The following is a 26,829-nucleotide window of genomic DNA, read 5'->3' on the forward strand; positions in this document are numbered from 1 at the left end:
GCGCGGAACAGGCCGGCCCGCAGGTCCGGGGCGGTGGCCGCCTGACGGTGCCCGCCGTCCGGGCTCGCCGAGGACCTGCTCAGCGCGGAGGCCGGGCACCGGTAGCGTTCACCCCCATGCGCACCATCCTGATCACCGGCCCCGGCGGCTCCGGCCGCACCACCGTCGCCGCGGCCACCGCGCTGGAAGCAGCCCGCCGGGGCACCCGCACCCTCGTCCTCAGCGCCGACCGCACCGACACCCTCGGTGCCGTCCTCGGGGTCCCCACCGGCAGTACCCCCGCCGAGGCCGCGCCCGGGCTCATGACCTGGCGCCCGGACGCCGACGCCCGCTTCCGGGAGGACCTCGTCGCCTTCCAGGACCGCGCGGCCGGCGCCCTCGATCTGCTGGGCGCCGCCCGGCTGGACCCCGAGGAGGTCACCCCCCTCCCCGGTGCCGGGGAACTCGCCCTCCTGCGCGCCCTGCGCGACGCCGCCCTCTCCGACACCTACGACCTTCTCGTCGTCGATCTGCCCCCCGCCCCGCAGGCGCTCGCCCTGCTCGCCCTGCCCGGGGAGCTCCGCCGCTATCTGCGCCGGCTGCTGCCGCCCGAGCGGCAGGCCGCCCGCGCCCTGCGTCCCGTCCTCGGCCGCCTCGCGGGCGTGCCGATGCCCGCCGAGTGGCTGTACGAGACCGCCGCCCGCTGGGACGTCGAACTGGCCGCCGTCGAGGCCGTCGTCGCCGACCGGGCCACGAGCGCCTGGCTGGTCGCCGAGCCGGGCCCGGCCGGCGCCGACGCCGTCCGGACCGCCGCCACCGGCCTCGCCCTGCACACCCTGCGCCCCGAGGTCCTGGTCGCGAACCGGCTCCTGCCCGACGACGCGCCCGACGCGTGGCAGGCCGGGCTCGTGGCCCAGCAGAGCAAGGCCGTGGAGGAGTGGCGGGGCGCCTACGACGTCCACGTCGTCCCGCACCTCGGCCGGGACCCGCGCGGCGCCGACGATCTCGTCGCGCTCGACGTCCCCGCCGTCAATCCGCTGCCCGCCCCCGTCGAGTGGCCCGTGACGGACCGGCGCGCCGAGGACGGCGTACTGGTGTGGCACATCCCGCTGCCCGGCGCCATACGCGACGAACTGGACCTCGTCCGGCGCGGGGACGAACTGGTCGTGACCGCGGGATCGTTCCGCCGGATCGTCCCGCTGCCGTCGGCTCTGCGCCGCTGCACCGTCGCCGGGGCCGCGCTGCGGGAGGGCGAGCTGCGCATCCGTTTCGCACCCGACCCGGAGCTGTGGCCACGACGGGTCTGACCGGGACCGTGCGGCGCCCGGGATCGGCGCCCGGAATCGGCCCCCGCGCACGGTGAACCGCGTACCCCCGTTCGGGTACCGTCGGAGGTACGAACCGCCAGTCAGGAGTCCGCCATGAGCGAAGAGCGCCCCCCGTCCGACGCCGCTCAGGAGAAGGCAGCCGACGGCTGGGGCACCTCCTCTTCGGGCGCAGCCGACGCCGACGCCTGGGCCAAGGCGTGCGCCGAGGACCTCGCCGCGGAGAGGTCCCGCCGCCGCGCCCGGTACGGACCGCCGCCCGGCTCGGCCGCCGAGGAACTGCGCCGTCTCGTCGACGCCGTCACGGACAAGCTGTCCGAGCTGCCGACGCCCCTGTTCGGCGCCGCGGCCTCGGGCGCGGCCCAGCAGATGGTCCAGCAGGTGGTGCAACAGGCCAAGGCCGCCGTGGAACCGGTGATAGAGCGCAACCCGGACGTCTTCGACCATCTCGCCGCGGCCGGTTCGGAGCTGCTCGCGGCCTACCGCTCGGCCGTCGAGGCCCAGGAGCGGCGCTGGACGACCCGCCCCTCCGACGACGAAGACGCCCGCCGAAGGGGCGGGGAGCAGGGGCCCGGAGAGCGCATCGACCTCGACTAGGGCGGCGAGGGCCGCCGTCCGACGGCCCTCAGCCCCCTCGGGTACGGTTGGCCGTAGCGGGGCTCGACCGAAACTGAGGGATTCATGGGACTCACCATCGGCGTCGACATCGGCGGCACGAAGATCGCGGCCGGTGTGGTCGACGAGGAAGGCAACATCCTCTCGACCCACAAGGTGCCGACTCCGGGCACGCCCGAAGCGATCGTGGACGCCATTGCCGCTGCCGTCGAGGGCGCCCGTGCCGGGCACGAGATCGTCGGCGTGGGGATCGGAGCCGCAGGCTACGTCAACCGTCAGCGGTCCACGGTCTACTTCGCGCCGAACATCGACTGGCGCCAGGAGCCGCTGAAGGAGAAGGTCGAGGCCCGCGTGGGCCTCCCCGTGGTCGTCGAGAACGACGCGAACGCGGCCGCGTGGGGCGAGTACAAGTTCGGCGCGGGCAAGGGCCACCGCAACGTCATCTGCATCACGCTCGGCACCGGCCTCGGTGGCGGCATCATCATCGGCAACAAGCTCCGTCGCGGCCACTTCGGCGTGGCCGCCGAGTTCGGCCACATCCGGATGGTCCCGGACGGCCTGCTGTGCGGCTGCGGCTCGCAGGGCTGCTGGGAGCAGTACGCCTCCGGCCGCGCCCTGGTGCGCTACGCCAAGCAGCGCGCCAACGCCACCCCCGAGCACGCCGAGGTGCTGCTCTCGCTCGGTGACGGCACCCCCGAGGGCATCGAGGGCAAGCACATCTCCATGGCCGCCCGTCAGGGCGACCCGGTGGCCGTCGACTCCTACCGCGAGCTGGCCCGCTGGGCCGGTGCCGGTCTCGCCGACCTGGCCTCGCTGTTCGACCCCTCCGCGTTCATCGTCGGCGGCGGCCTCTCGGACGAGGGCGAGCTGGTCCTCGATCCGATCCGCAAGTCGTACAAGCGCTGGCTGGTCGGCGGCAACTGGCGCCCGGTCGCTGATGTGATCGCCGCGCAGCTCGGCAACAAGGCGGGCCTGGTCGGCGCCGCGGACCTGGCCCGGGAGCCCGACCCGATCATGTGAGACGGGCAGGGGCGGAAGCGGACCGCACGCGGGGGCTTCCCCGCGGCGGCCCACCTCCGCCCCGCATGTGCCGCCCCCCTGCGACGCCCCTCGCGCCTGACCGCACCCGCCGCCGTCCCGCATGTGCCGCCCCCGTGCGACGCCCCTCCCTCGCCTGACCGCACCCGCCGCCGTCCCGCATGTGCCGCCCCCGTGCGACGCCCCTCTCCCCCGCTTGACCGCACCCGCCGCCGTCCCGCGCGCGACGCCACCCACCGCCGATCCCCGCCCCGGCGTATCTTGATCGGCATGGCGACGACCCTCACGCTGCCCAACTCCCGCATCGAGCCCGACGGTTCGGCCGTCATCCGCGTCCTCAGCTACAACATCCGCTCGATGCGCGACGACACCGACGCGCTCGCCCGGGTGATCAGCGCCTGCGCGCCCGATCTGGTGCTCGTCCAGGAGGCGCCGCGTTTCTTCCGCTGGCGCAAGAAGCTCGCCCGGCTGGCGTTGGCCTCGAACCTCGTGATCCTCTCCGGCGGCGCGACCGCCGCCGGACCGGCCCTGCTGTGCTCGCTGCGCGCCACGGTCGAGCGCACCGAGGACGTGCTGCTGCCGCTCACCCCCGGACTGCACCGGCGGGGCCTCGCGACGGCGGTCGTACGGTTCGGCGGCGCCCGGCTCGGCGTCATCAGCTGCCATCTGAGCCTGCAGAAGGACGAGCGGTACGCGCAGGGCGGCATGCTGCTCGACCGGCTCGCCCGCCTCGGCACCACGCATGCGATCGCCGGCGGTGATCTGAACGAACGGCCGGGCGGTCCCACCTTCGCGCGCCTGGCGGGCGAACTCCAGGACGGCTGGGCCACCGTCCCCTGGGGTGCCGAGCACACCTGGACGCCGTCCGATCCGTATCAGCGCATCGACGCGATCTTCGCCACGGGCGGCGTCGAGATCCTCGGCTGCGGTGTCCCGCTCGGCCATCCGGGAGTGACGGAGAACGACCTGAGGGCGGCCACGGACCACCTTCCGGTCCTGGCCGCCCTCAGAGTGCCCGCGTCGTCGTAGACACATCACCGCCTGGGCGGGGCGCCTCGCCGGGGCCGGTCAGACCACCGCGCCGCGGCCCGGGTCGTCGCCGTCGTCGTCGTCCGTCTTCATCCGCACCACGAGCGTCGCGCAGCCGCCCAGGAAGCCGCCGACGCCGAGCGTGGTGAGCCACCACGTCATGTCCCAGCCGAACACCACCGCCAGCAACAGCAGGAGCGGGCCACCGATCATCCCGAGCCACGCGAACTTCGCCGTGGTGTCGGCCGTCGGCAGCGGCGGAGGCTCCGGAGGCACGAAATGCCCCTCGTCGCCCTCGTCGAAGTCGTCCTCCGAGGGCTCCGGCGCCGTGTAGTCGCGCGGGCCGACACCGGGCGCGAAGGAGATCGAGCTGCCCAGCGGCTTCGGCGGCTCGATCTTCGTCTCGTCGCCCTTGCCGCCGGCCGGCTCCGGATCGGGCAGCGCCAGGTCCTCGATCGACCGGAACGGTCTCGCGCCCGGCGGGTCCGCCGGCTCCTCGCCGTACCCCGCGACGATCGCCGCCCAGGCGGCCTCCTCGTCGATGGGCACACCCTTCTCTTCCGGCTCGCGGTCCTCGCGGTCGGAGTCGTGCTCAGCCACCTGCGGCCGTCCCTTCCTTGCCGAGACTGGGCGCGAGCCGGCCGATGAACGCGAGGCTCTCCTCGAAGATCCGGTCCGCATCGTGGTCCAACGTCGCCACGTGGTAGCTCTGTTCCAGCAAGATCTCCCGTACGTCCGTGGAGGAGACCCGGCTGAGGATCCGCGCCGAGTCGGCGGGCGGAACCACATGGTCCTGAGGGCTGTGCAGAAGCAGCAGCGGCTGGGTGACCTGCGGCAGCTCGCCGTCGACCACCCGGAAGAAGTTCCGCACGGAGTGCGCGGCGTGCAGCGGCACCCGGTCGTACCCCAGCTCGGTGCTGCCCTCCTTGGCGATGTCGCTGGCGATGCCCTTCGTCGACCGGACGAGGTGGCGGGCCACCGGCAGGGCGTACCCGGACAGGCCGTGCACCTTGTTCGCCGGGTTGACGACCACGATGCCGCTGACCGTCTCCCCGTGCCGGGCGGCGAGCCGCAGGGCCAGGGCACCGCCCATGGAGAGTCCGGCCACGAACACCCGGGTACAGCGGCCGCTCAGGGCGCGCAGGGCGCGGTCCACCTCCGCGTACCAGTCGTGCCAGCCGGTGAGCTGCATGTCCTCCCAGCGCGTGCCGTGCCCGGGCAGCAGCGGCAGCGACACGGTGAGGCCGCGCTCGGCGAGATACTCCGCCCAGGGGCGCAGCGACTGCGGGGAACCGGTGAAGCCGTGGCAGAGAAGGACGCCGATCTCCCCGCCCTCGTGGCGGTACGGCTCGGCTCCGGGGAGGACCGGCACGTCGGTCTCCTGTTCATGAAAAGGGGCGGGGCACGTCGATTGCAGGTACTTCACCGTACGCGACCGCACTGACACCGACCAGGGTCGTCGGGCTCATTGACGGCGGACCGGGTTAAGGTCTGTTCGACAGACACAGGAGGCACTCGGTTGTTGTACGGCGCTATGAAGGTATCCATCGGAGGGCCGCTGAAGCTTGCCTTCAGGCCCTGGGTGGAAGGCCTCGAGAATGTCCCCGCCGAGGGCCCCGCCATACTGGCGAGCAACCATCTGTCCTTCTCGGACTCGTTCTTCCTGCCCGCGGTCCTGGACCGCAAGGTCACGTTCATCGCGAAGGCCGAGTACTTCACCACGCCCGGCGTGAAAGGACGGCTGACCGCCGCCTTCTTCAAGGGCGTGGGCCAGCTCCCCGTCGACCGCTCCGGAGCCCGCGGGGCGGGCGAGGCGGCCATCAAGAGCGGCATCGAGGTGCTGGAGCGCGGCGAGTTGTTCGGCATCTACCCGGAGGGCACCCGTTCGCCCGACGGCCGGCTCTACCGGGGCAAGCCCGGCGGCCTGGCCCGGGTGGCGCTCGCCACCGGGGCGCCCGTCATCCCCGTCGCCATGATCGACACCGAGAAGATCCAGCCTCCGGGGAAGATCATGCCCAAGCTGATGCGCCCGGGCATCCGCATCGGCAAGCCGCTCGACTTCAGCCGCTACCAGGGCATGGAACACGACCGTTTCGTGCTGCGCGCGGTGACCGACGAGGTCATGTACGAGATCATGAAGCTCTCCGGCCAGGAGTACGTCGACATGTACGCGACCGCCGCCAAGCGGCAGATCGCGGAGGCGGCGAAGGCGGAGAAGCAGGCCCAGAAGGACGCCCTCCAGGCCCAGAAGGACGCCGCGCAGGCGGCCAAGGGCACGGAGAAGGCGCCCGGGAGGGAACAGGCGGGCGCGTAGGAGCCGGTCCGCCCGGCTCGGAGGGGGCGGGAGCACGACGTCTCCCGCAGGGCGAACGGCCCACAAGGGGGAGGGGCATGGCCAAGCGCGAGCGGGTCGTCAGGATGTCGGTCGAGCAACCGCTGTGGCGTGCGCTCACGGCGTACCGGGTGCTCACGATGCTGTACGCGATCGGACTGTTCGCCACGGCCTACGGCAGGTTCGCGCGGCCCTGGCCGGCGATCGCGTACTACGTCGTCCTCAGCGTCTGGACGCTGGCCACCCTGCCCCGGGTGGCGAACGCGGCGAGCTGCACCAAGCGGTTCCTCGCCGTCGACCTCGCCATCGCGCTCACCGGCATCCTCCTCACGCCCCTGGCCGACACGCATGCGCGGGTCGTCGCGGGCGGCCCGACCCTGCCGTCGATATGGACCGCCGGCTCCGTGCTCGCGTACGCCGTCAAGGGCGGCTGGCGCTGGGCGGCCCTCGCCTCCTCCCTGGTCGCCGCGGCCAATCTGGTCGAACGCGGCGCCCCCGCCCGCGACACCGTCCACAACGTGGTGCTCGTGTGCATCGCCTCCATCGCGATCGGCTACGTCGTCGAGGTCGCCCGTGCCTCCGAGCGCACCCTCGCCCGTGCCCTGGAGATCGAGGCGGCGACCCGTGAGCGGGAGCGGCTGGCCCGGGACATCCACGACGGCGTGCTCCAGGTGCTCGCCATGGTGCAGCGGCGCGGCACCGCCCTCGGCGGCGAGGCCGCGGAGCTGGGCCGGCTCGCCGGTGAGCAGGAGGTCGCGCTGCGCACCCTGGTCACCGGCGGCCTCGTGCCCCTCTCGCGGGTGTCGGAGGACGCGGCGCTCGGCGCGGTCGTCCGCGTGGTCGACGAGCCGGACGCCGAGGACGGCCCGGTGGACCTGCGCCTGCTGCTCGCCCCGTACGCCTGCGCCCGGGTGACGCTCTCCGAGCCGGGCGCCCCGGTGCCGCTCGCCCCGGCCGCCGCGCGCGAGCTCGCCGCCGCCGTCGGTGCCGCCCTGGACAATGTCCGTCGGCACGCGGGGCAGGAGGCGTGCGCCTGGATCCTGGTCGAGGACGAGCCGGACGGCATCGTGGTGACCGTGCGCGACGACGGGCCCGGCATCCCGGAGGGACGGCTCGTCCAGGCCGAGGGGGAGGGGCGGCTCGGGGTGGCCCAGTCGATCCGCGGCCGGCTGCGCGACCTCGGCGGCACGGCCGAACTGATCTCGGTCCCGGGCCAGGGCACGGAAGTGGAACTGAAGATACCGAAGGACGCGGGGGCCCGGGGGGCCTCACGGGGGAGGGCTGGGACGCGATGACCGCCGACACAGGGCAGACGCGGCAGGAACCGATCAGGGTGATGGTGGTGGACGACCACCCCATGTGGCGGGACGCCGTCGCCCGGGACCTGACCGAGTCGGGCTTCGACGTGGTCGCCACCGCGGGCGACGGCGAGCAGGCGGTGCGCCGTGCCCTGGCCGCCACGCCCGACGTCCTCGTCCTGGACCTCAACCTGCCGGCGAAGCCGGGCGTCCAGGTGTGCAAGGAACTCGTGGGCGCCGACCCGGCGTTGCGGGTCCTGGTGCTGTCGGCGAGCGGGGAGCACGCGGATGTGCTGGAGGCGGTGAAGTCGGGTGCCACGGGCTATCTGCTGAAGTCCGCGTCCACTCAGGAACTGCTCGACGCGGTGCGCCGTACGGCGGCCGGGGACCCGGTGTTCACCCCGGGCCTCGCGGGCCTGGTCCTCGGCGAGTACCGCCGTCTGGCCGCCGAACCGGCCCTCGCCGCGGGTGCCGGCGAGCCCGAGGCGCCGCGGCTGACGGACCGTGAGACCGAGGTGTTGCGGCTGGTGGCCAAGGGCCTGAGCTACAAGCAGATCGCCGAACGGCTGGTCATCTCGCACCGCACCGTGCAGAACCATGTGCAGAACACCCTGGGCAAGCTCCAGCTGCACAACAGGGTGGAGCTGGTGCGGTACGCGATCGAGCGAGGACTCGACGAGGACTGACGAGGGCCGACCGGGGCTGACGGGGACTGACCGGAGCGGTCGGGCGCGCGAGGGGGAGTGAATCGCTCACACGTGCCTCCGCTACCCACCTTCGAGTGAAGTCCGATTGATCCAGAGTGATCAACTTCCCGTCCGTTCACCGGAATTGACCTTTCGAGGCATGCCGGAGTGACGTGGGTCACCATTAGCGTGACCCGCATCAGGCAACCGCGGGCGAAGGGACATTTCCATGCGGGTCGGAGTACTGACCGGAGGCGGCGACTGCCCCGGGCTCAACGCCGTCATCCGGGGCATCGTGCGCAAGGGCGTCCAGGAGTACGGCTACGACTTCGTCGGCTACCGGGACGGCTGGCGCGGTCCCCTCGAAGGCGACACAGTGCGGCTCGACATCCCCGCCGTGCGCGGCATCCTGCCCCGCGGCGGCACGATCCTCGGCTCCTCGCGCACCAATCCGCTCAAGCAGGAGAACGGCATCCGCCGTATCAAGGACAACCTCGCCAAGGACGAGGTCGACGCGCTCATCGCGATCGGCGGCGAGGACACCCTCGGCGTCGCGGCACGCCTGTCCGACGAGTTCGGCGTCCAGGTCGTCGGCGTCCCCAAGACCATCGACAACGACCTGTCCGCCACGGACTACACCTTCGGCTTCGACACCGCCGTCAACATCGCGACCGAGGCGATCGACCGCCTGCACACGACGGCGGAGTCGCACATGCGGGTCCTGGTGGTGGAGGTGATGGGCCGCCACGCCGGGTGGATCGCGATCCACTCGGGGCTGGCGGGCGGCGCGAACGCGATCCTCATCCCCGAGCAGCGCTTCGACGTCGACCAGGTGTGCGCCTGGGTGACGTCGCGGTTCAAGGCCTCGTACGCCCCGATCGTGGTGGTGGCCGAGGGCGCGATGCCCAAGGACGGCGACATGGTGCTGAAGGACCAGTCGCTGGACTCGTTCGGGCATGTGCGGCTGTCGGGCGTGGGCGAGTGGCTCGCGAAGGAGATCGAGAAGCGCACGGGCAAGGAGGCCCGTACGACCGTGCTCGGCCATGTCCAGCGCGGCGGCACGCCCAGCGCCTTCGACCGCTGGCTCGCCACCCGCTTCGGCCTGCACGCCATCGAGGCCGTCCGCGACGGCGACTTCGGCAAGATGGTCGCCCTGCGCTCCACCGAGATCGTGCGTGTCCCGCTCTCCGAGGCCACGGCCAAGCTGAAGACGGTCGACCCGAAGCTGTACGAGGAGGTCGGCGTGTTCTTCGGCTGACGGGCCCGTACCGGCCCCGACCTTCACCTCATGGGGGGTGCCGTCCGCACAGGCACCCCCTGCCCCCACTTCCTCCTTCGCCAGGTCCTACCGGACCGGTCGCCGCTCGGACAGCGTGCCCGCGCCGCACAGCCGGCCGGCGAGCTCCCGGACGATGCCGATGCCGTTCAGCGTCAGCACCGACTCCGGATGGAACTGCACCCCGGCGAAACCGGGCCCGCGCAGCGCGTGCACCTCCCCGTTCTTCCCGCGGCTGACCTCGATCCCGTGCGCCGCCAGTTCCGTGGCCGCCTCGTCGTCGCAGCGCGCCACGAAGCTGTTGTAGAAGCCGACGGTCTCCCGCCGCCCGAACAGGTCGATCTCCGTCTGCGCGCCCTGGTACGGCACCTCCTTGCGGACGATCTCCAGCCCCAGTTCGGCCGCGAGCAGCTCATGGCCCAGGCAGACACCCAGCACCCCGTGCCCGTGCGTGCGGACGACCTCCGCCGTGAGGTGCCGCAGGAACCGCATCTTGGGGTCGGTCAGGTCCGACGGGTCGCCCGGGCCCGGCCCGAGCACCACCGGGCCCTCGTGCGCGAGCACCGCCTCGCGCAGCCCCGGCTCGTCGTAGCGCCGTACCGTCACCTCCAGGCCCGACGACCGCAGAAGATGCGTGAGCATCGCCGTGAAGGTGTCCTCACCGTCGACGACCAGGGCGTGCCCGGTCAGTTCGGCGGACGGCGTCTGCATCCGCAGCCAGAACGGCGAGAGCAGGGCTCGCCGCCCGTCCAGCGCCGCCCGCACCCGGGGATCCTCGGCCAGCCGGGGCCGCGCCCGCTCCTCGGCCGGCCGGGACGGTCCCACCCCCAGCGCGGCCAGCACCCCGGCCGCCTTGGCGTGCGTCTCCGCGACCTCGCTCGCGGGGGCCGAGCCGCGCACCAGGGTGGCGCCGACCGGCACCCGCAGCCGTCCGTCCGCGTCGATGTCGGCGGTGCGGATGAGGATGGGGGAGTCCAGGGTCTGCGCGCCGCCCGCGTCCCGGCCGATGAGCGCCAGCGCCCCCGCGTAGTAGCCGCGTCCGCCGGCCTCGTGCCGCTCGATGACCCGGCAGGCGTTCTGCACGGGGGAGCCGGTGACGGTGGCCGCGAACATGGTCTCTCTCAGCACCTCCCGCACGTCCAGGGACGTCCGCCCGCGCAGCTCGTACTCGGTGTGCGCGAGGTGCGCCATCTCCTTCAGCCGCGGCCCGACGACCATTCCGCCCCGGTCGCCGACCGTGCACATCATCTTCAGTTCCTCGTCGACCACCATCGACAGCTCCTCGATCTCCTTGCCGTCGGCGAGGAAGCCGAGCAGGTCCTCGGGGGTCGGTCCGCCGGCCGGGTAGCGGTAGGTGCCGCTGATGGGGTTCATCACGACGGTCCCTCCCGTCCGTGCCGCGCCGTCGCTCGGGAGCGTGTCGCCGTCGCCGGGGAGTGGGTCGCCCTCGGCCCTCCCGCCCGACATCCGCACATGCACCTCGGGGCTGGCCCCGACCAGGGTGCGGTCGCCGGTGTGCACCACGAAGGTCCAGTACGCGCCGCGCTCGCCGACCAGCAGCCGCCGGAACAACGCGAGCGCGTCGGCCCGGCCGAACCCCGGGACGCGGCCCTCGTACGTCCGGCGGATCACGAAGTTCGCGCCCTCGCCCCGTCCGATCTCCTCATGCAGCACCCGCCCGACGATCGCGGCGTACTCCTCGTCGGGAACGTCGAAGCCGCCGTCCTCGACCCGGACCTCGTGCCGCGGCAGTTGTGCCAGGGCCCGCTCCAGCGGGAGGGTGCGGGACTCCTCGGGCGTCAGGGCCAGCAGCGGGGTGCCGTCGTCGCGGACGTCGAAGCCGCGCTCGCGGATCTGCCGGTACGGGATCAGGGCCAGTGCCTCGCCGGGGAGGTCGGCGAGGCGCGCGTACTCCTGGACCGGGCCGATCAGCACCTCCACGGTGTCGTGATCGTGCCCGGGAGTGCGGCGGCGGAGCAGGGCGAACGGGCGGGGATCGGTCAGCAGATCGGTCAGCTTCATGGTCCGGTTCCTTCTCGGTGATCGGTGATCGGTGCGGTGAGAGGAACGGCCCGGTGCCGGAAACACGGAAGGCCGCCCCTCGGGCGGCCTTCGCGAAGTCGTGGGTACGCGCGTCAGTGGGCCGCCGGAGAAGCGGTCCACCACCAGTTCTGGGTCGAGTGCGCGAACATGCGACGCACTCTATCCCATGTCCACAGGGTGTAGCGGGTGTCTCACTTTCTGGGCGTGCGGCGGGAGGCCCCATGGGACCCCGTAATGTTGAGGGCGTGACCGTGAACGCTAAGACCAGCACCAGTGCTGGCAACACCTGGCGAGACCTGCCCGCGGCGCAGCAGCCCGAGTACCCCGACCCCGAGGCTCTGCGCAAGGTGATCGCGGACCTCGAGTCGTATCCGCCACTCGTCTTCGCGGGCGAGTGCGACCAGCTGCGCGCCCGGATGGGAGCCGTCGCCAGGGGCGAGGCGTTCCTCTTGCAGGGCGGCGACTGCGCGGAGGCCTTCGACGCGGTGTCCGCCGATCACATCCGCAACAAGCTCAAGACGCTGCTCCAGATGGGCGCCGTACTCACGTACGCCGCCTCGGTCCCGGTCGTGAAGGTCGGCCGGATCGCCGGCCAGTACTCCAAGCCGCGCTCCAAGCCGACCGAGACCCGCGACGGGGTGACCCTCCCGGTCTACCGCGGCGACTCCGTCAACGGCTTCGAGTTCACCGAGGAGTCCCGGATCCCCGACCCGGAGCGCCTGAAGCGGATGTACCACACGTCCGCCTCGACGCTGAACCTCGTGCGCGCCTTCACCACGGGCGGCTACGCCGACCTGCGCCAGGTGCACGCCTGGAACCAGGACTTCGTGCGGTCGTCGCCGTCCGGGCAGCGCTACGAGCAGCTCGCGCGCGAGATCGACAACGCGCTGAACTTCATGCGCGCCTGCGGGACCGACCCGGAGGAGTTCAAGACCGTCGAGTTCTACTCCTCGCACGAGGCGCTGCTGCTCGACTACGAGTCGGCGCTGACCCGGACCGACTCGCGCACCGGGCACCTGTACGACGTCTCCGGGCACATGGTGTGGATCGGTGAGCGCACCCGTCAGCTGGACGGCGCGCACATCGAGTTCGCCTCCCGGATCCGCAACCCGATCGGCGTCAAGCTGGGTCCGACGACCACGGCCGAGGAGGCGCTGCAGTACATCGACCGCCTCGACCCCGACCGTGAGCCGGGCAGGCTGACCTTCGTCGTGCGCATGGGCGCGGACAAGGTCCGCGACCGGCTGCCCGAGCTGGTGGAGAAGGTCACGGCGTCCGGCGCGGTGGTGGCCTGGGTGACCGACCCGATGCACGGCAACACCTTCGAGGCGGCCTCCGGTCACAAGACCCGCCGCTTCGACGACGTGCTCGACGAGGTCAAGGGCTTCTTCGAGGTCCACAAGGAGCTGGGCACGCACCCGGGCGGCATCCATGTCGAGCTGACCGGTGACGACGTCACCGAGTGCGTGGGCGGCGGCGACGAGATCTTCGTCGACGATCTGCACCAGCGCTACGAGACGGCGTGCGACCCGCGGCTGAACCGCAGCCAGTCCCTGGACCTGGCGTTCCTCGTCGCCGAGATGTACCGGGACCAGTAGTCCGCGGACTGCTGCCGGCGTGGTGAGTGGGGCGCGGATCACATGCGATCCGCGCCCCGACCCGCTTTTACGGGCCCGGGGCGACAGGTAAGGTTAGGTTTGCCTCACCGAGCGATCGGGGTGGCACGGCCCAGCGACCCCGTCGGGAGGTGAACCGCGTGTACGTCTGCAGTTGCTTCGGCGTCACCGAGCAGCAGGTCAAGGACCACGCGGCGAACGGTGCCTGCACTCCCCGGCAGATCGCGTCGGCCTGCAAGGCGGGCACGGACTGCGGATCGTGCGTACGACGGATCCAGGCGCTGCTGGGCCGGGGCGCGTGCCCCCGCCGTGAACTCGCCGACCAGGGCCGGCCGGTCCTCACCGCGCTGGACGGTGCGGGACGTCTGCGGGACGCCGCCTAGTGCTGTGGCGGCACTAGCTGTCCGGCTGCTCGATGAGCTGCGCGATGTACAGCGCCTCCCCGAGCTTCTCCACCAGCTCCAGCTGGGTGTCCAGGTAGTCGATGTGGTGCTCCTCGTCCGCCAGGATCGACTCGAAGATGTTCGCGGACGTGATGTCGCCCTTCTCCCGCATGATCTTGATCCCGCGCCTGAGCCGGTCGATCGCCTCCACCTCGATCTGCCGGTCCGCCTCGAACATCTCCCGTACGGTCTGCCCGACCCGCACATGGAACAGCCGCTGGTAGTTCGGCAGCCCCTCCAGGAAGAGGATGCGGTCGGTGAGCACCTCCGCGTGCTTCATCTCGTCGAACGACTCGTGCCGCGTGTACTTGGCGAGCTTGTACCAGCCGAAGTTCTCCTGCATCTTCGCGTGCAGGAAGTACTGGTTGATCGCGGTCAGCTCGGCGGTGAGCTGTTCGTTGAGGAACTCGATGACCTCAGGGTCGCCCTGCATCGCCCGGGCTCCTTCCAAGCGAGGGGACTGGCGGGTTGCGCCGCATGATTGCATCGGCGCACGAGGGCGTCCAGTAAGTGCACACTTAGTACGAGTTGTCCGAGTTGTCGGGATTGATGTCCGGCTGGTCGGATGCACCCTCTGCGGTCTGTCAGGATGGAGTCATGGGTCATCCGGTGGAACGCGTGTCAGGAGAAGCGGTACGGTCCGAGCTTCCGCCGGGACAGCGACTCCAGCGGGGCTGGCCGGTGACCCATTACGGACCGGTACCCAAGTTCCGCCCCGAGCGCTGGGACTTCCGGGTCTTCGGCGCCACCGCGGACGGCGAGAAGCACTCCTGGAACCACGAGGAGTTCACGGCCCTGCCGTACGCGACCGTGGTGGCCGATCTGCACTGCGTCACCAAGTTCAGCATGCTCGGGGCCGAATGGGGCGGCATCCCGGCCCTCACGGTCCTGGAGATCGCCCCGCCCGCTCCCGCCGTCACCCATGTGATGGTCTGGGCGGAGTACGGGTACAGCGCGAACCTCCGCCTCGCCGACTTCGCCTCGGACCGCACGATCTTCGCCACCCACAAGGACGGTGAACTGCTCACCGCCGAGCACGGCTTTCCGCTGCGGCTGATCGTGCCCCACCTGTACGCCTGGAAGGGCCCCAAGTGGGTCCGTGGCATCGAGTACATGACCGCCGACCGGCGCGGCTTCTGGGAGGAGCGCGGCTACCACAACCTCGGCGACCCCTGGCGGGAACAGCGCTACTCCTACCAGGAGGAACCCGGCGACGGCCCCGAGCTCTGAGCCCGCCGCGGCGACCGCGCGGGACCAGGCCCGGGCAGGTCAGCCCTCCCGCAGCTTCTTCAGGCGCTCCACGTCCGCCGCATGACCTTCCTTGCCGCCCGGTGTCTCGATGACCAGGGGAACGCCCGCGGTGGCCGGGTGGGTCATCAGGGCACGGAACGGGTCCTCGCCGATATGGCCGGAGCCGATGTTGGCGTGCCGGTCCCGGTGGGCGCCGGCCCCCTCCATGGAGTCGTTCGCGTGGATCAGCTTCAGCCGCCCCTCGCCGACGGTGTCCACCAGCAGATCCAGCGTCTGATGCATACCGCTCGGCCCCGTCAGATCGTGCCCGGCCGCGAAGACATGGCAGGTGTCCAGGCACACGCCCAGCCGGGGATGCGCGTCCAGCGCCTCGAAGTACGGCCCGAAGTCCCAGGTGCGCGAGCACAACGAGGCGCCCTGGCCCGCGGTCGACTCCAGCAGGAGGTACGGGTCGTCGTCGTGTGTCAGCTCGTCCAGCAGGGGCAGCATCCGCTCACGCACCTGTCTCAGGGCGACCGCCCGCTCCCGCCCGCCGGTGGCGCTCCCGGTGTGCACGACGACGCCCAGCGCCCCGATCTCACGGCCCCGGCGCAGCGAGTGCCGCAGGGATTCCACCGACATCTCGACGGTCGCCTCGGTGTGCGAGCCGAAGTTGATCAGATACGGAGCGTGTACGTACACCGGTGTCGACCCGGCGGCACACGCGCCCCGGAAGGCCTCGTCCTGGCGCGGATTGCCGGGCGGGGTCGCCCAGCCCCGGGGATTGGCGACGAAGACCTGCACGGTCTCGGCCCCGATGTCCCGTGCATAGGCCAGCCCGACGGAGTGCAGACCTCCCGCCACGGGGACATGACTGCCGACGGGATTGCGGACGGCGGCGGACGCGCCGGGGGACTGGGAGGTGCTCACGCTCCCAGGGTGTCACGCGGGCCCGGACGCCCGGGCGGCCGGGCGTCCCCCGGGCCTCAGCGGATCTTCAGGGTGATCGTGGACCCCTTGGGCGCCTTCTGCCCGCCCTTCACCGACTGGTGCTTGACCGTGTCGCCGAACAGGCCCAGCAGACCGCGGTCCTCCTCGACCTGGAAGCCCGCCGCCTCCAGGGTCTTGCGCGCGTCGTCGACGTTGTCGCCGACCACGTCCGGCACCTCGACCTGCTCGCGGCCCTTGGAGATCGTCAGCGTGACCGTGTCGCCCTCGGCGACCTGCTTGCCCGGGTCCGGGGACTGCCGGGCGACCTTTCCGGCGTCGAACTCCGAGGTGACCTGCGTGTCCGCGATCTTCACCTTCAGGCCCTCGTCCTGCAGCTGAGCCGTGGCCTCGTCGAGGTCGGAGCCGGCGACCTGGGGAACCTCCACCGGTCTGCCCTCGCTGACGGTGAGCGCGATCGCCGAACCGCCGTGGCGCTTGGTGCCCGCCCCCGGGTCCGTGCCGATCACCGAGCCCTTGGACACGTCGTCGCTGAACGCCTGCGTGACCATGCCCGGGACCAGGCCGGCCTGCTTCAGCCGCTCCTGCGCCCTGGCCAGAGGGTCACCCTTCACATCGGGCACCTGCACCGTCTCGGGGCCGTCCGAGACGGTCAGCGTCACCGAGTCATGGGAGCGTATCCGCTCACCCGCCGACGGATCGGTGCTGATCACGGTGCCCTGCCGCACCGTGTCGCTGTAGGCGTGCCGGACCTGACCGACCTCCAGGTCGGCCCGCTTCAGCCGGGTCCGCGCCTCCGCCTCGGTCTTCGCCAGCAGCGGCGGCACCTTGGTGAACTGGCCGGAGTTGATGTACCAGACGCCCGCACCGACGCCGAACACCACCAGCGCGGCGAGGACGAGCGCGAGCAGCCGGCGGGGGCGCGCGGGGCGCGTGGCGGGCTCGGGCGGCGGGGTCCGCAGCACGCTCGTCCGGTTGAGCACGGCCGTGTGGTGGGTGGAGTCCTCGCCGTCCACGGGGCGGACCGGCAGCAGACGCGGGATCACGCTCGTACGGTCCCCGGCGTTGTCGTGCTCCGCGGCGAGGGCGCCCGGCGGTACGGCGTCCAGCTGCTCCGCGGTGAGCTCGCTGCGGGCGTCGAGCACCTGTCCGAGCAGCGCCACCGCATCGCCCGGACGCAGCTCGGGGTTGCGGGCGGTCGCCGCCGTGACCAGTTCGTCGAGCTCGATCGCCAGCCCCGGCACGGCGGCCGACGGCGGCGGCACGTCCTCGTTCAGATGCTGGTAGAGCACCTGGGCGGGGGAGTCGCCGCCGTGCGGCTTGGCGCCGGTCAGCATCTCGTACAGCACCACCCCGCACGCGTACACATCGACCCGGGGGTCGGCCGTGCCGTGTTCCATCTGCTCCGGGGCGAGATAGGAGACGGTGCCGAGGACGGCGCCCGTGGTGTTCGTGACGGTGTCGACGGCTCGGACGAGACCGAAGTCGGCCACCTTGACCCGGCCGTCGTCGCCTATCAGGACGTTCTCCGGCTTCATGTCCCGGTGCACGAAACCGGCGCGGTGCGCGGCGCCGAGCGCGGCGAGCACCGGCTCCATGATGTCCAGGGCGGCACGCGGCTGCAGCGCCCCCCGCTCGCGCAACACGTCCCGCAGGGTGCAGCCCGCGATGTACTCCATGGCGAGATACACGTAGGACCCGTCGGCGCCCTGGTCGAAGACCTGCACCACATTGGGGTGGGCCAGGCGCGCGACCGACTTGGCCTCGCGGATGAAGCGCTCCACGAACGTCGCGTCGGCCGCCAGCGCCGGGTGCATCACCTTGAGCGCGAGGACACGGTCGAGGCGGGTGTCCAGGGCCCGGTAGACCGTGGCCATCCCGCCGATCGCGATCCGCGCGTCGACGCGATAGCGGCCGTCGAGCACCTGCCCGACGAGAGGGTCCTGAAGGGTCGTATCCACGCTGGTGAGTCTACGAGGGACCACTGTCGGTCCCCTCCGCTCCGGCTTGCCCGGGGCATGACTGCAGCCGAGCTGTGACGCGGACCGCACGCGGCCCGGCCGTCCCCGCGCGAGGGACGGCCGGGCCGGGGTCTCAGAAGGCGGGCCGCTCAGGATCCAGGCGCGCCAAGCCCTCCGTCGGGGACGACGCCTCCGCGAAGTGCCGACGCGGGATGCGCCCCGCCCGCCGGGCCATGCGGCCCGCCTCCACGGCGTGCCGCATGGCCTCCGCCATCAGGACCGGTTCCTGCGCCCGGGTGACGGCCGAGGCGAGCATCACCCCCGCGCACCCCAGCTCCATGGCCAGGGCCACGTCCGAGGCAGTGCCCGCGCCCGCGTCCAGGATCACCGGCACGCGGGCGTGCTCGACGATCAGCTGGAAGTTGTGCGGATTGCGGATGCCGAGCCCGGAGCCGATCGGCGAGCCGAGCGGCATGATCGCCGCGCAGCCGACGTCCTCCAGCTTCCGGGCGAGGACCGGATCGTCGTTCGTGTACGGCAGCACGGTGAAACCGTCGTCGACCAGGGTCTCGGCCGCGTCCAGCAGCTCGATCGGGTCGGGCAGCAGGGTCCGCTCGTCGGCGATGACCTCCAGCTTCACCAGATCCGTGCCGAGCGCCTCGCGCGCGAGACGGGCGGTGAGCACCGCCTCGCCCGCGGTGAAGCAGCCGGCGGTGTTGGGCAGCACCCGGATCCCGAGGCGGTCGAGCACGGACAGCACCGAGCCGTGCACCGAGGCGTCGACGCGGCGCATCGCGACCGTCGTCAGCTCCGTGCCGGAGGCCACCAGCGCCCGTTCCATGACATCGAGGCTCGGCGCGCCGCCGGTCCCCATGATCAGCCGGGACGAGAACGTCGTGCCACCGAGGACGAAGGGATCGTCGGCCATGGGATCAGCCTCCCTGAACGGCGGTGAGGACCTCGACGCGATCACCTTCATGGAGGGCGGTCGACGGCCACTGCGTGCGCGGGACGACGGTTTCGTTGAGGGCGGCGGCCACTCCCGAACGGGCACCGGTGAGGGCCTGTACGACGGCGTCGAGCGCCGTGCCGGGAGCGAACTGGCGGGACTCTCCGTTGACCGAGATGTTCATGCGGGCTGCTCCGTGAGCGCGGTGGCGGCGAACCGCCGAGGGGTGAAGGGGCGCGCCTCGTCCGGGAGGCCGCCCGTGGTCAGAACGTGGGCCATGACATCGCCGGTCACCGGGGTGAGCAGGACGCCGTTGCGGTAGTGGCCCGTGGCCAGCAGCAGGCCGTCCAGCTCGGTCGGGCCGAGCAGCGGCGCGTTGTCCGGGGAGCCCGGGCGCAGTCCGGCCCGGGTCTCGGTGAGCGCCAGCTCGGTGATCCCCGGGACCAGCTCGTGCGCGTCGCGCAGCAGCTCGTAGACCCCGCCCGCGGTGACCGTCGTGTCCCAGCCCAGTTCCTCGCTGGTCGCGCCGACCACCAGCTCGCCGTTCTCGCGCGGCACCAGGTAGAGGTGGCCGCCGCGCACGACGGCGCGCACGGTACGGCTCAGGAACGGGGCGTACCGCTTCGGCACGGTCAGCCGCAGCACCTGCCCCTTCACGGGGCGTACGGGCGGCAGCACCTCGTCGGGCACCCCCGCGAGCTGCCCGCTGAGACTGCCCGCGGCCAGCACGACCTGCTCCGCGGCCAGGTCGGTGCCGTCGGCGGTCCGGATGCCGGCGGCCCGCCCCCGCAGCACCGTCAGCCGCTCGGCCCAGCCCCGGTGGAAGCCCACCCCGGCCCGTTCACAGGCCGTGACCAGCGCCGCGACCAGCCGCCGCGGGTCGATCTGGTGGTCGCCGTCGACCTTGAGCCCGCCGCGCACCCCGGGGGCGAGCATCGGCTCCAGGCGTCGGCAGTCACGGCCGCTCAGCCATTCCGACGCGAGGCCGGAGCGCTGCTGGAGGGCATGCAGGTCCCGCATATGAGCTCGGTCGTCGGCGTCGAGCGCGACGGCGAGCGTGCCGCACCGCCGGTATCCGAGGTCCTGCCCGGTGGCCTCGGTCAGCTCGGCGGCGAAGTCCGGGTAGCGCCGCGCGGACTCCAGATTGAGCGCGAGCAGCGTCTGCTCGCCGTAGTGCAGTTCGGTGACGGCGGCCAGCATCCCCGCGGCCACCTGGGCGGCGCCGCCACCCGGAGCGGGATCGACCACGGTCGTGGCGAGCCCGCGCTGCGCGGCGCGCCAGGCCGTGACGAGTCCGATGACCCCGCCCCCGACGACGAGGACGTCCGAGGTACGTGTGGGTGACATGGGCGTTCAGCCCCCTCCCTTCGCCGGCATGATCCGGATCAGGTTCGTACGGTCGGAGGCCGGCCAGCCTCCCTCTCAGCCCGGTGCGTCCGGGCTCCCGCGAGTGCTTGTACGGGGGCCACCCTAATCCGTGGCCGTCCGCGCCGGTAAGGGAGCCTCCCGGGGGGCCGAGGTTGTGCGGAGCCGCGGCGGGTAGGCGCAAGGGGACCCCCGGTCTCCGGCAGGCACTGCTCGGGCGGGGTCGCGGCAGGCAGCGGGACGAGTGCTGTGCAGCAGGTCACTCAGCATGCCCGCTGACTGACACATTGTCAGTTGGCTAGGGTGATCAGGTGAGCGAGCAGACGCAGGAGCGGGGCGATTCGGCACGGCGCGTCGTCGTCGTGGGTGCGGGCATGGCCGGGGTGCAGACCGCGGTCGCGCTGCGCGAGCAGGGGTTCACCGGCCGGGTGACGCTGATCGGTGCGGAGCCGCACCAGCCGTACGACAGGCCGCCGCTGTCCAAGGCCGTGCTGCTCGGCAAGGCCGAGGGCTCAGCCTTCGACGTCGACTTCGAGGCCCTCGGCATCGAGCTGCGGCTGGGCTGCGAGGTGGTCGGCCTGCGCACCCGCGACCACGAACTGGACACCGTGGAGGGACCCGTCCCCTACGACGTGCTCGTCCTCGCCACCGGAGCGGAACCGATCCAGCTGCCGGGCGCCGAAGGCGTCCCCGGGGTGCATCTGCTGCGCACGCTGGACGACGCCGAGCGGCTGCGGCCGGTCCTCGCCGAGCAGCACGACATCGTGGTCGTGGGCGCGGGCTGGATCGGTGCCGAGTTCGCCACCGCCGCGCGCGAGGCGGGCTGCGCCGTGACCGTGGTGGAGGCCGCGGACCGGCCGCTCGCGGGAGCGCTGCCCGCGGAGGTGGCCGCCCCGATGGCGGTCTGGTACGCGGACAGCGGGGCGGATTTGCGCACCCACGCGCGCGTGGACCGCATCGAGCCCGGGGCCGTGGTGCTCGACGACGGGTCCCGGGTGCCCGCGGACGCGGTGGTCGTGGGCATCGGCGCGCGTCCGGCCACGGCGTGGCTCGCCGGCTCGGGCATCGAGCTGGGCGCGCACGGGGAGGTGCCGGCCGACGAGCACCTGCGCACCTCGGTGCCGGACGTGTACGCGGTCGGGGACTGCGCGTCCTTCCCGTCGGGGCGGTACGAGCAGCGCCTGCTGGTCCACCACTGGGACAACGCCCTCCAGGGCCCGCGCACGGTGGCCGCGAACATCATCGGGGAGACCCCGATGGCGTACGACCCCGTGCCGTACTTCTGGTCGGAGCAGTTCGGCCGCTTCGTCCAGTACGTGGGCCACCACGCCGCGGCCGACACGACCGTCTGGCGCGGGAACCCGCAGGGCGCCGCCTGGGCCGTGTGCTGGCTGCGCTCGGGCAGCCTGGTGGGCCTGCTGGCGGTGGGCCGCCCCCGGGACCTGGCGCAGGGCCGCCGTCTGATCGAGTCGGGCACCCCGATGGACCCGGAGCTGCTGGCGGACGCGTCGCGCCCGCTGAAGGAGGCGACGGCGTAGGGGCGGGTCCCGGGCGCCGCGACCGGGCCTGGCCCGTCCCCCCGTTCGCGGGACGGCCGGGGCCCTCCGTGTCCACCGCCGGAGGCAACCGGCACTCTGCCGGAGGTGCCCCGCTTCCGACTGTCAGTCCGGGATGGCACGCTTGATCCCGTGACCGAGATTGACGCAAAGATTGATGCTCTCGTCCCCGGCTGGCTCACCCTCCCCGACATCGCCGAGGCACTCGACGTGGAGGTGACCCGCGTGCGGCAGCTGGTCAAGGAGGGCCAGCTCATCGCCGTACGCCGTGGCGAGAACCGCGCACTGCACGTTCCCGACGCCTTCATCGACGGGGACAAGGTGGTCAAGGGCCTGTCCGGCACCCTGACCCTCCTGCGGGACGACGGCTTCACGGTCGAAGAGATGATCGAGTGGCTGTTCACCTCCGACCCGACCCTCCCCGGCACCCCCGCGCAGGCCCTCAGGGAGAATCGCGGCACGGAGGTGAAGCGCCGCGCTCAGGCGCTCGCTGTCTGATCCGATCGAGAACAACCGTCCGGCGTACGGGCCGCGGGTCCACGGGCCCCGGCCTCCGGCCGACCGCGCCCGCCGCGGCCCGTACGCCACCGACCCCGGGGGACCCATCGTGCCCGACACCGCCCGCACCGCCCGGCTCGCCGACGCCCGCGTCTATCTGTGCACGGACGCCCGCACCCGCCAGGGCGACGTCGCCGAGTTCCTCGACGCGGTCCTGGCCGGCGGCGTCGACATCGTGCAGCTGCGCGACAAGGGCATGGAGGCGGCCGAGGAACTGGAGCACCTGGCGGTCTTCGCCGACGTCTGCGCCCGCCACGGCAAGCTGCTCGCGGTGAACGACCGCGCGGACGTCGCCCATGCCGCCGCCTCGGACGTCCTGCACCTCGGCCAGGGCGACCTGCCCGTCCCCGCGGCCCGCGCCGTCCTCGGCGACGACGTCCTCATAGGCCGCTCGACGCACTCCGTGGCGGAGGCCGAGTCCGCCGCCGTCCAGGACGGCGTGGACTACTTCTGCACCGGGCCCTGCTGGCCCACCCCCACCAAGCCCGGCCGCCCCGCCCCCGGCCTCGACCTGGTCCGGCACACCGCCGCGCTGGGCACCGACCGGCCCTGGTTCGCCATCGGAGGCATCGACCTCGGCAATCTGGACCAGGTGCTGGAGGCCGGCGCCCGCCGGGTGGTCGTCGTCCGCGCGATCACGGAGGCGGACGACCCCGGCGCCGCGGCGGCGGAGTTCGCGAAGCGGCTGCGGACGGCGTAGGGCGGCCGGTTCGACGGCCCGATCATGCGAGGATGTCCGACTGGTGGACAACAGTGCGACAATTCCGGCAAATCTCCGGCGTCCTGTTGGGGGACCGCCTCCCCCTGGCTAACCTGCGACTATGGCCCTCGGAACCGCATCCACGAGGTCTGATCGCGCGCGAACAGTGCGTGACATCCTCGCCACCGGTAAGACGACGTACTCGTTCGAGTTCTCGGCGCCGAAGACCCCCAAGGGCGAGCGGAACCTGTGGAGCGCGCTGCGCAGGGTCGAGGCGGTGGCCCCGGACTTCGTCTCCGTGACCTACGGCGCGGGCGGTTCCACCCGCGCGGGCACGGTGAAGGAGACCGAGCAGATCGTCGCGGACACGACGCTGACCCCGGTCGCCCACCTCACCGCGGTCAACCACTCCGTCGCGGAGCTGCGCAACATCGTCGGCCAGTACGCGGACGCCGGGATCCGCAACATGCTCGCCGTGCGCGGCGATCCGCCCGGCGACCCGATGGGCGACTGGGTCCCGCACCCCAAGGGCCTGACCTACGCGGCCGACCTGGTCCGGCTCATCAAGGAGGCGGGCGACTTCTGTGTGGGGGTCGCCGCCTTCCCCGAGATGCACCCGCGCTCCAGCGACTGGGACACGGACGTCTCGCACTTCGTCGACAAGTGCCGGGCCGGCGCCGACTACGCGATCACCCAGATGTTCTTCCAGCCGGAGTCCTATCTGCGGCTGCGCGACCGGGTCGCCGCGGCGGGCTGTGCGACCCCGGTCATCCCCGAGGTCATGCCGGTCACCAGCGTGCGGATGCTGGAGCGGCTGCCACAGCTCAGCAACGCCGCCCTCCCCGCCGCCCTGAAAGAGCGGATCCTCGCAGCCAAAGACGATCCGGCGGCTGTACGCTCGATTGGCATCGAGTTCGCCACGGAGTTCTGCGCGAGGCTGCTGGCCGAGGGAGTCCCCGGACTGCACTTCATTACACTCAACAACTCCACGGCGACGCTGGAAATCTACGAAAATCTGGGCCTGCACCACCCGCAGCGGGCCTAGACCGGTCGCACCCAACTACGACACACTGCGTAGCGGCCACTGGGAGAGGGGCGTACATGGGCTGGGCGGTCCTCTACATCGCGTTCGGCATCGTCGCGCTGTGGCTTCTGGGCGAGGTGCTGCTGCAGTACAAGGCTCGACTGCGCTGGCGGCTGCTGGCGTTCGTCGGCTTCCTCGGGGTCGTGCTCGGCGTGCTGACCGCCTCGGTGCTGGTCATCGCCGTGGGCGCCGCGGCGTTCGCGGTCGGACAGACCTATGTCACGCTGTCGTTCCGCCGAGGCTTCGCGGCCGGCTGGGCGGTCGGCAACCGTCCGCGTGAGGGCGGTGGCAGCAAGCGCCGCCGGGGCGAGTCGGCCCGGCAGGAGCAGGTGCCGGAGGACGACGGCCCCGACGACGAGCAGCCGACCGCGGCGACGCCCCCGCAGGACGACGCCTACGACGACGACAACGTCTTCAACCGTGCCCAGCCCGCGGCGAGCGCCGCCGAGGCGACCGCCGTGTACGAGCCGCAGCCGCTGCCCGAGGAGACCGGCTCGTACGGCGTCTACACGGGCGCGGCGTACGCGGCCGCCACGGACCCGTCCTACGCGAACGCGGGCCAGACCCAGGACCAGCAGGCCTACGCCTACGACGGCTACTCCGGCTACGACCAGCAGGGGTACGGTTACGAGGGCGCCCAGCAGCAGTACGGCGGCTACTCCGACCCCTACGCCGGCACCCAGACCTACGGCGGCTACGACCCCGCGTACGGCGGCCAGGAGCAGTACGGACAGCAGGCGTACGGCCAGGAGCAGTACCCGGGCGGTACGTACGGCGAGACCCCGGCCGGCGGTGTCTGGGTCCCCCAGCAGCGCAGCAACGAGGACGCGTTCGGCGGTGAGCTGCCGCAGGAGCAGCCGTACCCCTACCAGGGGAACGGCACCGTGCCGAACGGCACCGCGCCGGGCCACGGCTACGACGAGCAGTACCGTTTCTGAACGAACGCCTCACATCCGTCCGAGGGCCCGGTGCAGAAGCACCGGGCCCTCGCGTACGGCCTGCCCCCGGTGCCTCACTGCGAGCCCCGGAAGTCCGGCCCCTCCACGATCAGTCCGGCGACCAGGGCCCCCGACATCCCGGCGTGAGGAAGCCCACCCCCGGGGTGGGACCAGCCGCCGACCGTGAACAGGCCGGGCAGACGCGTGTTGTTGGACGGCTGCAGCAGCCGTCCGCCGGCCGCCGCGAGGGCCGGTGCCGGGACCGCACCGCCGGGCACACCGGTCTCCTCGGTGATGTCGCCCGGGGCGCGCACCTCCCGCCACAGCACCCGGTCGCGCAGACCGGGTATCGCGCGCTCGGCGGTCTCCACGATCCGGTCCACATCGGACGCGGACGGGCTCAGGCCCGCCGGCACCGTGACCGACAGGGTGACCGCCTCGTGCTCCGTGTCGGGCACCAGCGCGGGGTCGTCCGGGCGCAGCACGGTCACCGTCAGGGCGGCCGGCAGCCCGGCCTCCGCCCCGAACAGGCGGTCCAACTCGCCCTCGCGGTCGGCCGGGTGGACCACTGTCCGGTGCGCCGAGCCCTCCGGCCGTCCGCCCCGCAGCGCCAGCAGCACCGTCAGCCGGGCGGGCATGCCGCACTGTGCCGCGACCTCACCGGCCCCCCGCACCGGCACCGTCCCCGGCACCAGGCGGTCCAGCACGGCGGGCGCGACCCCGGCGACCACATGGTCCGCCTCCACCACCGAGCCGCCCCCGGAGCCGGCCGCCCGGGAGGTGTCCCCGGCCAGCTCCACGCCCGCCGCCCGGCCGTCCTTCTCGACGATCCCGGTGACCTCGGCGCCGAAGACGAACTCCACCCTCCGCGCCACGCACCGCTCGTACACGGCACGCGCCAGCTCCCGCATCCCGCCGCGCACGTACCAGGTGCCGAAGGCATGCTCCATGTACGGCAGCACCGCCGCGCTCGCCGGTGCCGTCCGGGGGTCCAGGCCGTACGCCAGGGCGTGGCTCTCCAGCAGGGCCCTCAGCCGCTCGTCGCGCAACTCGAAGGCGCCGACCTCGGCGAGCGTGCCGGCCTGCCGGGTGCGCAGCAGTCTGCGGTGCGGCACCGACGGGTACGGCTCGCGCTCGGCAAGATCCGTCCAGTTGGGCCACAGCGGCTCCTCCAGGAGCGGCCTGCGGGTGCGGTCCCAGGCCTCGCGGGCCCGCACCAGGAAGTCGCCCCAGCGCTCGCCCGCCCCGCCGCCGAGCGCCGCGTCCAGCGCCGACACGGCACCCGCGCGTGACGCGTTCGGCAGCGCGACCTCCGTGCCGTCCGCGAAGACGTGCCGCGCGGACGGGTCCACCTGAACCAGCTCGACCAGGCTCTCCAGCGGCTCCTTGCCGGTCTTGACGAACAGGTCACGGTAGACCGCCGGGAGCGGCAGCAGGCCCGGGCCGGTGTCGAAGGAGAAACCCTCACGTGTGAGACGGCGCACCGCACCGCCGTACGTCTCCGTACGCTCGTACACCACCACCCGGTGGCCCGCGACGGCCAGCCGGGCGGCAGCCGCCATCGCGCCCATCCCGGCGCCGATCACCGCAATCCGTGCCATGCCGGTGACTTTATCCGCCACCGCCGACAGCCCGGCCACGGGCCGGTGATCAGCGCCCTCGGCGTGCGCGACCGGCCCCCTCGCGGCCTCCAGGACATGGGGATGAGCGCTCAGGCCTGAGTATCCGTACTCATTCGGTGAGATGAGTACGCGCACGGATGGGGCCCCACGTGCGCGAACGAGACAGTGGGGACACGGGAAAGCGGTGCGGTCCGGGACCGCCGACACGGGGCGGCGGAACGGCTCCCGCGCCCTTGCC

27 protein-coding genes and 1 riboswitch are annotated in these 26,829 nt (G+C 72.5%); of the genes, 16 read left to right on the top strand and 11 right to left on the bottom strand.

The genetic code is table 11. From position 1 onward, the window contains the following. The first annotated feature begins 116 nt into the window (after nucleotides 1-116). From ACFY2Z_RS01165 to ACFY2Z_RS01180, 4 genes are all read left to right on the top strand, one after another. Nucleotides 117-1,286, top strand: coding sequence for an ArsA family ATPase (locus ACFY2Z_RS01165; protein ID WP_390742087.1), 1,170 nt, complete (start codon nucleotides 117-119; stop codon nucleotides 1,284-1,286). A gap of 114 nt (nucleotides 1,287-1,400) precedes the next feature. Next, on the top strand, nucleotides 1,401-1,901 hold the full coding sequence (locus ACFY2Z_RS01170) for a DUF5304 family protein (RefSeq protein WP_390742088.1): 501 nt from the start codon (nucleotides 1,401-1,403) through the stop codon (nucleotides 1,899-1,901). A gap of 84 nt (nucleotides 1,902-1,985) precedes the next feature. Then, a complete protein-coding gene (locus ACFY2Z_RS01175) occupies nucleotides 1,986-2,939 on the top strand; it encodes an ROK family glucokinase (protein WP_311690788.1) in 954 nt (317 codons plus the stop codon). A gap of 288 nt (nucleotides 2,940-3,227) precedes the next feature. Next, complete coding sequence (locus ACFY2Z_RS01180) at nucleotides 3,228-3,986, top strand: endonuclease/exonuclease/phosphatase family protein (protein ID WP_390742089.1); 759 nt, start codon at nucleotides 3,228-3,230, stop codon at nucleotides 3,984-3,986. Nucleotides 3,987-4,025: 39 nt separating this feature from the next. Here ACFY2Z_RS01180 and ACFY2Z_RS01185 read toward each other — a convergent pair whose 3' ends face one another. Together ACFY2Z_RS01185 and ACFY2Z_RS01190 are read right to left on the bottom strand one after the other, a co-directional pair. Then, nucleotides 4,026-4,586, bottom strand: coding sequence for a hypothetical protein (locus ACFY2Z_RS01185; RefSeq protein ID WP_390742090.1), 561 nt, complete (start codon nucleotides 4,584-4,586; stop codon nucleotides 4,026-4,028). Continuing rightward, the gene (locus tag ACFY2Z_RS01190; RefSeq protein WP_390742091.1) at nucleotides 4,579-5,358 is read right to left on the bottom strand and encodes an alpha/beta hydrolase; all 780 of its coding nucleotides are present in this window, start codon (nucleotides 5,356-5,358) and stop codon (nucleotides 4,579-4,581) included. The genes ACFY2Z_RS01185 and ACFY2Z_RS01190 overlap by 8 nt, the downstream gene beginning before the upstream one ends. 162 nt (nucleotides 5,359-5,520) lie before the next feature. On the opposite strand from ACFY2Z_RS01190, the gene ACFY2Z_RS01195 reads away from it, so the two are divergent. The 4 genes from ACFY2Z_RS01195 to ACFY2Z_RS01210 all read left to right on the top strand — a co-directional run bounded on the left by ACFY2Z_RS01195 (nucleotide 5,521) and on the right by ACFY2Z_RS01210 (nucleotide 9,560). After that, entirely contained in the window at nucleotides 5,521-6,300 is a 780-nt protein-coding gene (locus tag ACFY2Z_RS01195; protein ID WP_390742092.1) for a lysophospholipid acyltransferase family protein, read from the top strand. Nucleotides 6,301-6,377: 77 nt separating this feature from the next. Then, entirely contained in the window at nucleotides 6,378-7,613 is a 1,236-nt protein-coding gene (macS, locus tag ACFY2Z_RS01200; RefSeq protein ID WP_390742093.1) for a MacS family sensor histidine kinase, read from the top strand. Continuing rightward, on the top strand, nucleotides 7,610-8,302 hold the full coding sequence (locus ACFY2Z_RS01205; protein ID WP_390742094.1) for a response regulator: 693 nt from the start codon (nucleotides 7,610-7,612) through the stop codon (nucleotides 8,300-8,302). Before macS ends, ACFY2Z_RS01205 begins: the two co-directional genes overlap by 4 nt. Before the next feature lie 229 nt (nucleotides 8,303-8,531). Next, nucleotides 8,532-9,560 carry a 6-phosphofructokinase gene (locus ACFY2Z_RS01210; RefSeq protein ID WP_390742095.1) on the top strand — a complete coding sequence of 343 codons (1,029 nt, stop codon included), beginning with the start codon at nucleotides 8,532-8,534 and terminating at the stop codon, nucleotides 9,558-9,560. A gap of 87 nt (nucleotides 9,561-9,647) precedes the next feature. Here ACFY2Z_RS01210 and ACFY2Z_RS01215 read toward each other — a convergent pair whose 3' ends face one another. Further along, a complete protein-coding gene (locus ACFY2Z_RS01215) occupies nucleotides 9,648-11,600 on the bottom strand; it encodes an anthranilate synthase family protein (protein WP_390742096.1) in 1,953 nt (650 codons plus the stop codon). 113 nt (nucleotides 11,601-11,713) lie between these two features. Next, the gene (locus ACFY2Z_RS01220) at nucleotides 11,714-11,770 is read right to left on the bottom strand and encodes a trp operon leader peptide (RefSeq protein ID WP_071659820.1); all 57 of its coding nucleotides are present in this window, start codon (nucleotides 11,768-11,770) and stop codon (nucleotides 11,714-11,716) included. A gap of 96 nt (nucleotides 11,771-11,866) precedes the next feature. Between ACFY2Z_RS01220 and ACFY2Z_RS01225 the strand changes: the two genes are divergently transcribed. Together ACFY2Z_RS01225 and ACFY2Z_RS01230 are read left to right on the top strand one after the other, a co-directional pair. Beyond that, nucleotides 11,867-13,219 (top strand): class II 3-deoxy-7-phosphoheptulonate synthase, encoded by a 1,353-nt coding sequence (locus tag ACFY2Z_RS01225; RefSeq protein ID WP_390742097.1) that lies wholly within the window; start codon nucleotides 11,867-11,869, stop codon nucleotides 13,217-13,219. A 149-nt stretch (nucleotides 13,220-13,368) separates the two neighbouring features. Beyond that, nucleotides 13,369-13,620 carry a bacterioferritin-associated ferredoxin gene (locus tag ACFY2Z_RS01230; protein ID WP_390742098.1) on the top strand — a complete coding sequence of 84 codons (252 nt, stop codon included), beginning with the start codon at nucleotides 13,369-13,371 and terminating at the stop codon, nucleotides 13,618-13,620. Nucleotides 13,621-13,633: 13 nt separating this feature from the next. On the opposite strand, the gene bfr is transcribed toward ACFY2Z_RS01230, so the two are convergent. After that, entirely contained in the window at nucleotides 13,634-14,113 is a 480-nt protein-coding gene (gene bfr / locus ACFY2Z_RS01235; RefSeq protein WP_311690810.1) for a bacterioferritin, read from the bottom strand. Between the two features lie 164 nt (nucleotides 14,114-14,277). Here bfr and ACFY2Z_RS01240 point away from each other — a divergent pair, with 164 nt between their 5' ends. After that, the gene (locus tag ACFY2Z_RS01240) at nucleotides 14,278-14,910 is read left to right on the top strand and encodes a sulfite oxidase-like oxidoreductase (protein ID WP_311690812.1); all 633 of its coding nucleotides are present in this window, start codon (nucleotides 14,278-14,280) and stop codon (nucleotides 14,908-14,910) included. 39 nt (nucleotides 14,911-14,949) lie between these two features. Here the strand turns inward: ACFY2Z_RS01240 and ACFY2Z_RS01245 are convergent, their stop codons facing one another. From ACFY2Z_RS01245 to thiO, 5 genes are all read right to left on the bottom strand, one after another. Next, nucleotides 14,950-15,840, bottom strand: coding sequence for a deoxyribonuclease IV (locus ACFY2Z_RS01245; protein ID WP_390742099.1), 891 nt, complete (start codon nucleotides 15,838-15,840; stop codon nucleotides 14,950-14,952). Nucleotides 15,841-15,896: 56 nt separating this feature from the next. Then, the gene (pknB, locus tag ACFY2Z_RS01250; protein ID WP_390742100.1) at nucleotides 15,897-17,819 is read right to left on the bottom strand and encodes a Stk1 family PASTA domain-containing Ser/Thr kinase; all 1,923 of its coding nucleotides are present in this window, start codon (nucleotides 17,817-17,819) and stop codon (nucleotides 15,897-15,899) included. A gap of 133 nt (nucleotides 17,820-17,952) precedes the next feature. Then, on the bottom strand, nucleotides 17,953-18,747 hold the full coding sequence (locus ACFY2Z_RS01255; protein WP_390742101.1) for a thiazole synthase: 795 nt from the start codon (nucleotides 18,745-18,747) through the stop codon (nucleotides 17,953-17,955). A 4-nt stretch (nucleotides 18,748-18,751) separates the two neighbouring features. Next, complete coding sequence (gene thiS, locus ACFY2Z_RS01260; protein ID WP_311690820.1) at nucleotides 18,752-18,952, bottom strand: sulfur carrier protein ThiS; 201 nt, start codon at nucleotides 18,950-18,952, stop codon at nucleotides 18,752-18,754. After that, a complete protein-coding gene (thiO, locus tag ACFY2Z_RS01265) occupies nucleotides 18,949-20,115 on the bottom strand; it encodes a glycine oxidase ThiO (RefSeq protein WP_390742102.1) in 1,167 nt (388 codons plus the stop codon). The genes thiS and thiO overlap by 4 nt, the downstream gene beginning before the upstream one ends. Then, nucleotides 20,114-20,226, bottom strand: a riboswitch (TPP riboswitch). (Overlaps the previous gene by 2 nt.) 218 nt (nucleotides 20,227-20,444) lie before the next feature. On the opposite strand from thiO, the gene ACFY2Z_RS01270 reads away from it, so the two are divergent. From ACFY2Z_RS01270 to ACFY2Z_RS01290, 5 genes are all read left to right on the top strand, one after another. Beyond that, nucleotides 20,445-21,671 (top strand): NAD(P)/FAD-dependent oxidoreductase, encoded by a 1,227-nt coding sequence (locus ACFY2Z_RS01270; RefSeq protein ID WP_390742103.1) that lies wholly within the window; start codon nucleotides 20,445-20,447, stop codon nucleotides 21,669-21,671. Between the two features lie 150 nt (nucleotides 21,672-21,821). Continuing rightward, nucleotides 21,822-22,187 carry an Rv2175c family DNA-binding protein gene (locus tag ACFY2Z_RS01275; RefSeq protein ID WP_390742104.1) on the top strand — a complete coding sequence of 122 codons (366 nt, stop codon included), beginning with the start codon at nucleotides 21,822-21,824 and terminating at the stop codon, nucleotides 22,185-22,187. A gap of 109 nt (nucleotides 22,188-22,296) precedes the next feature. After that, nucleotides 22,297-22,947, top strand: a complete 651-nt coding sequence (gene thiE, locus ACFY2Z_RS01280; RefSeq protein ID WP_390742105.1) for a thiamine phosphate synthase — start codon at nucleotides 22,297-22,299, stop codon at nucleotides 22,945-22,947. A 121-nt stretch (nucleotides 22,948-23,068) separates the two neighbouring features. Beyond that, on the top strand, nucleotides 23,069-23,992 hold the full coding sequence (gene metF / locus ACFY2Z_RS01285; protein WP_390742106.1) for a methylenetetrahydrofolate reductase [NAD(P)H]: 924 nt from the start codon (nucleotides 23,069-23,071) through the stop codon (nucleotides 23,990-23,992). A gap of 56 nt (nucleotides 23,993-24,048) precedes the next feature. Further along, nucleotides 24,049-24,969 (top strand): hypothetical protein, encoded by a 921-nt coding sequence (locus tag ACFY2Z_RS01290; protein ID WP_390742107.1) that lies wholly within the window; start codon nucleotides 24,049-24,051, stop codon nucleotides 24,967-24,969. Nucleotides 24,970-25,043: 74 nt separating this feature from the next. Here the strand turns inward: ACFY2Z_RS01290 and ACFY2Z_RS01295 are convergent, their stop codons facing one another. Continuing rightward, nucleotides 25,044-26,570: a phytoene desaturase family protein gene (locus ACFY2Z_RS01295; protein ID WP_390742108.1), complete on the bottom strand. Its 1,527-nt coding sequence runs from the start codon at nucleotides 26,568-26,570 to the stop codon at nucleotides 25,044-25,046. Nucleotides 26,571-26,829 lie beyond the last annotated feature (259 nt).

Origin of the sequence: Streptomyces sp. NPDC001222, assembly GCF_042896945.1 — a bacterium.
Taxonomy (GTDB): Bacteria; Actinomycetota; Actinomycetes; order Streptomycetales; family Streptomycetaceae; genus Streptomyces; species Streptomyces gibsoniae.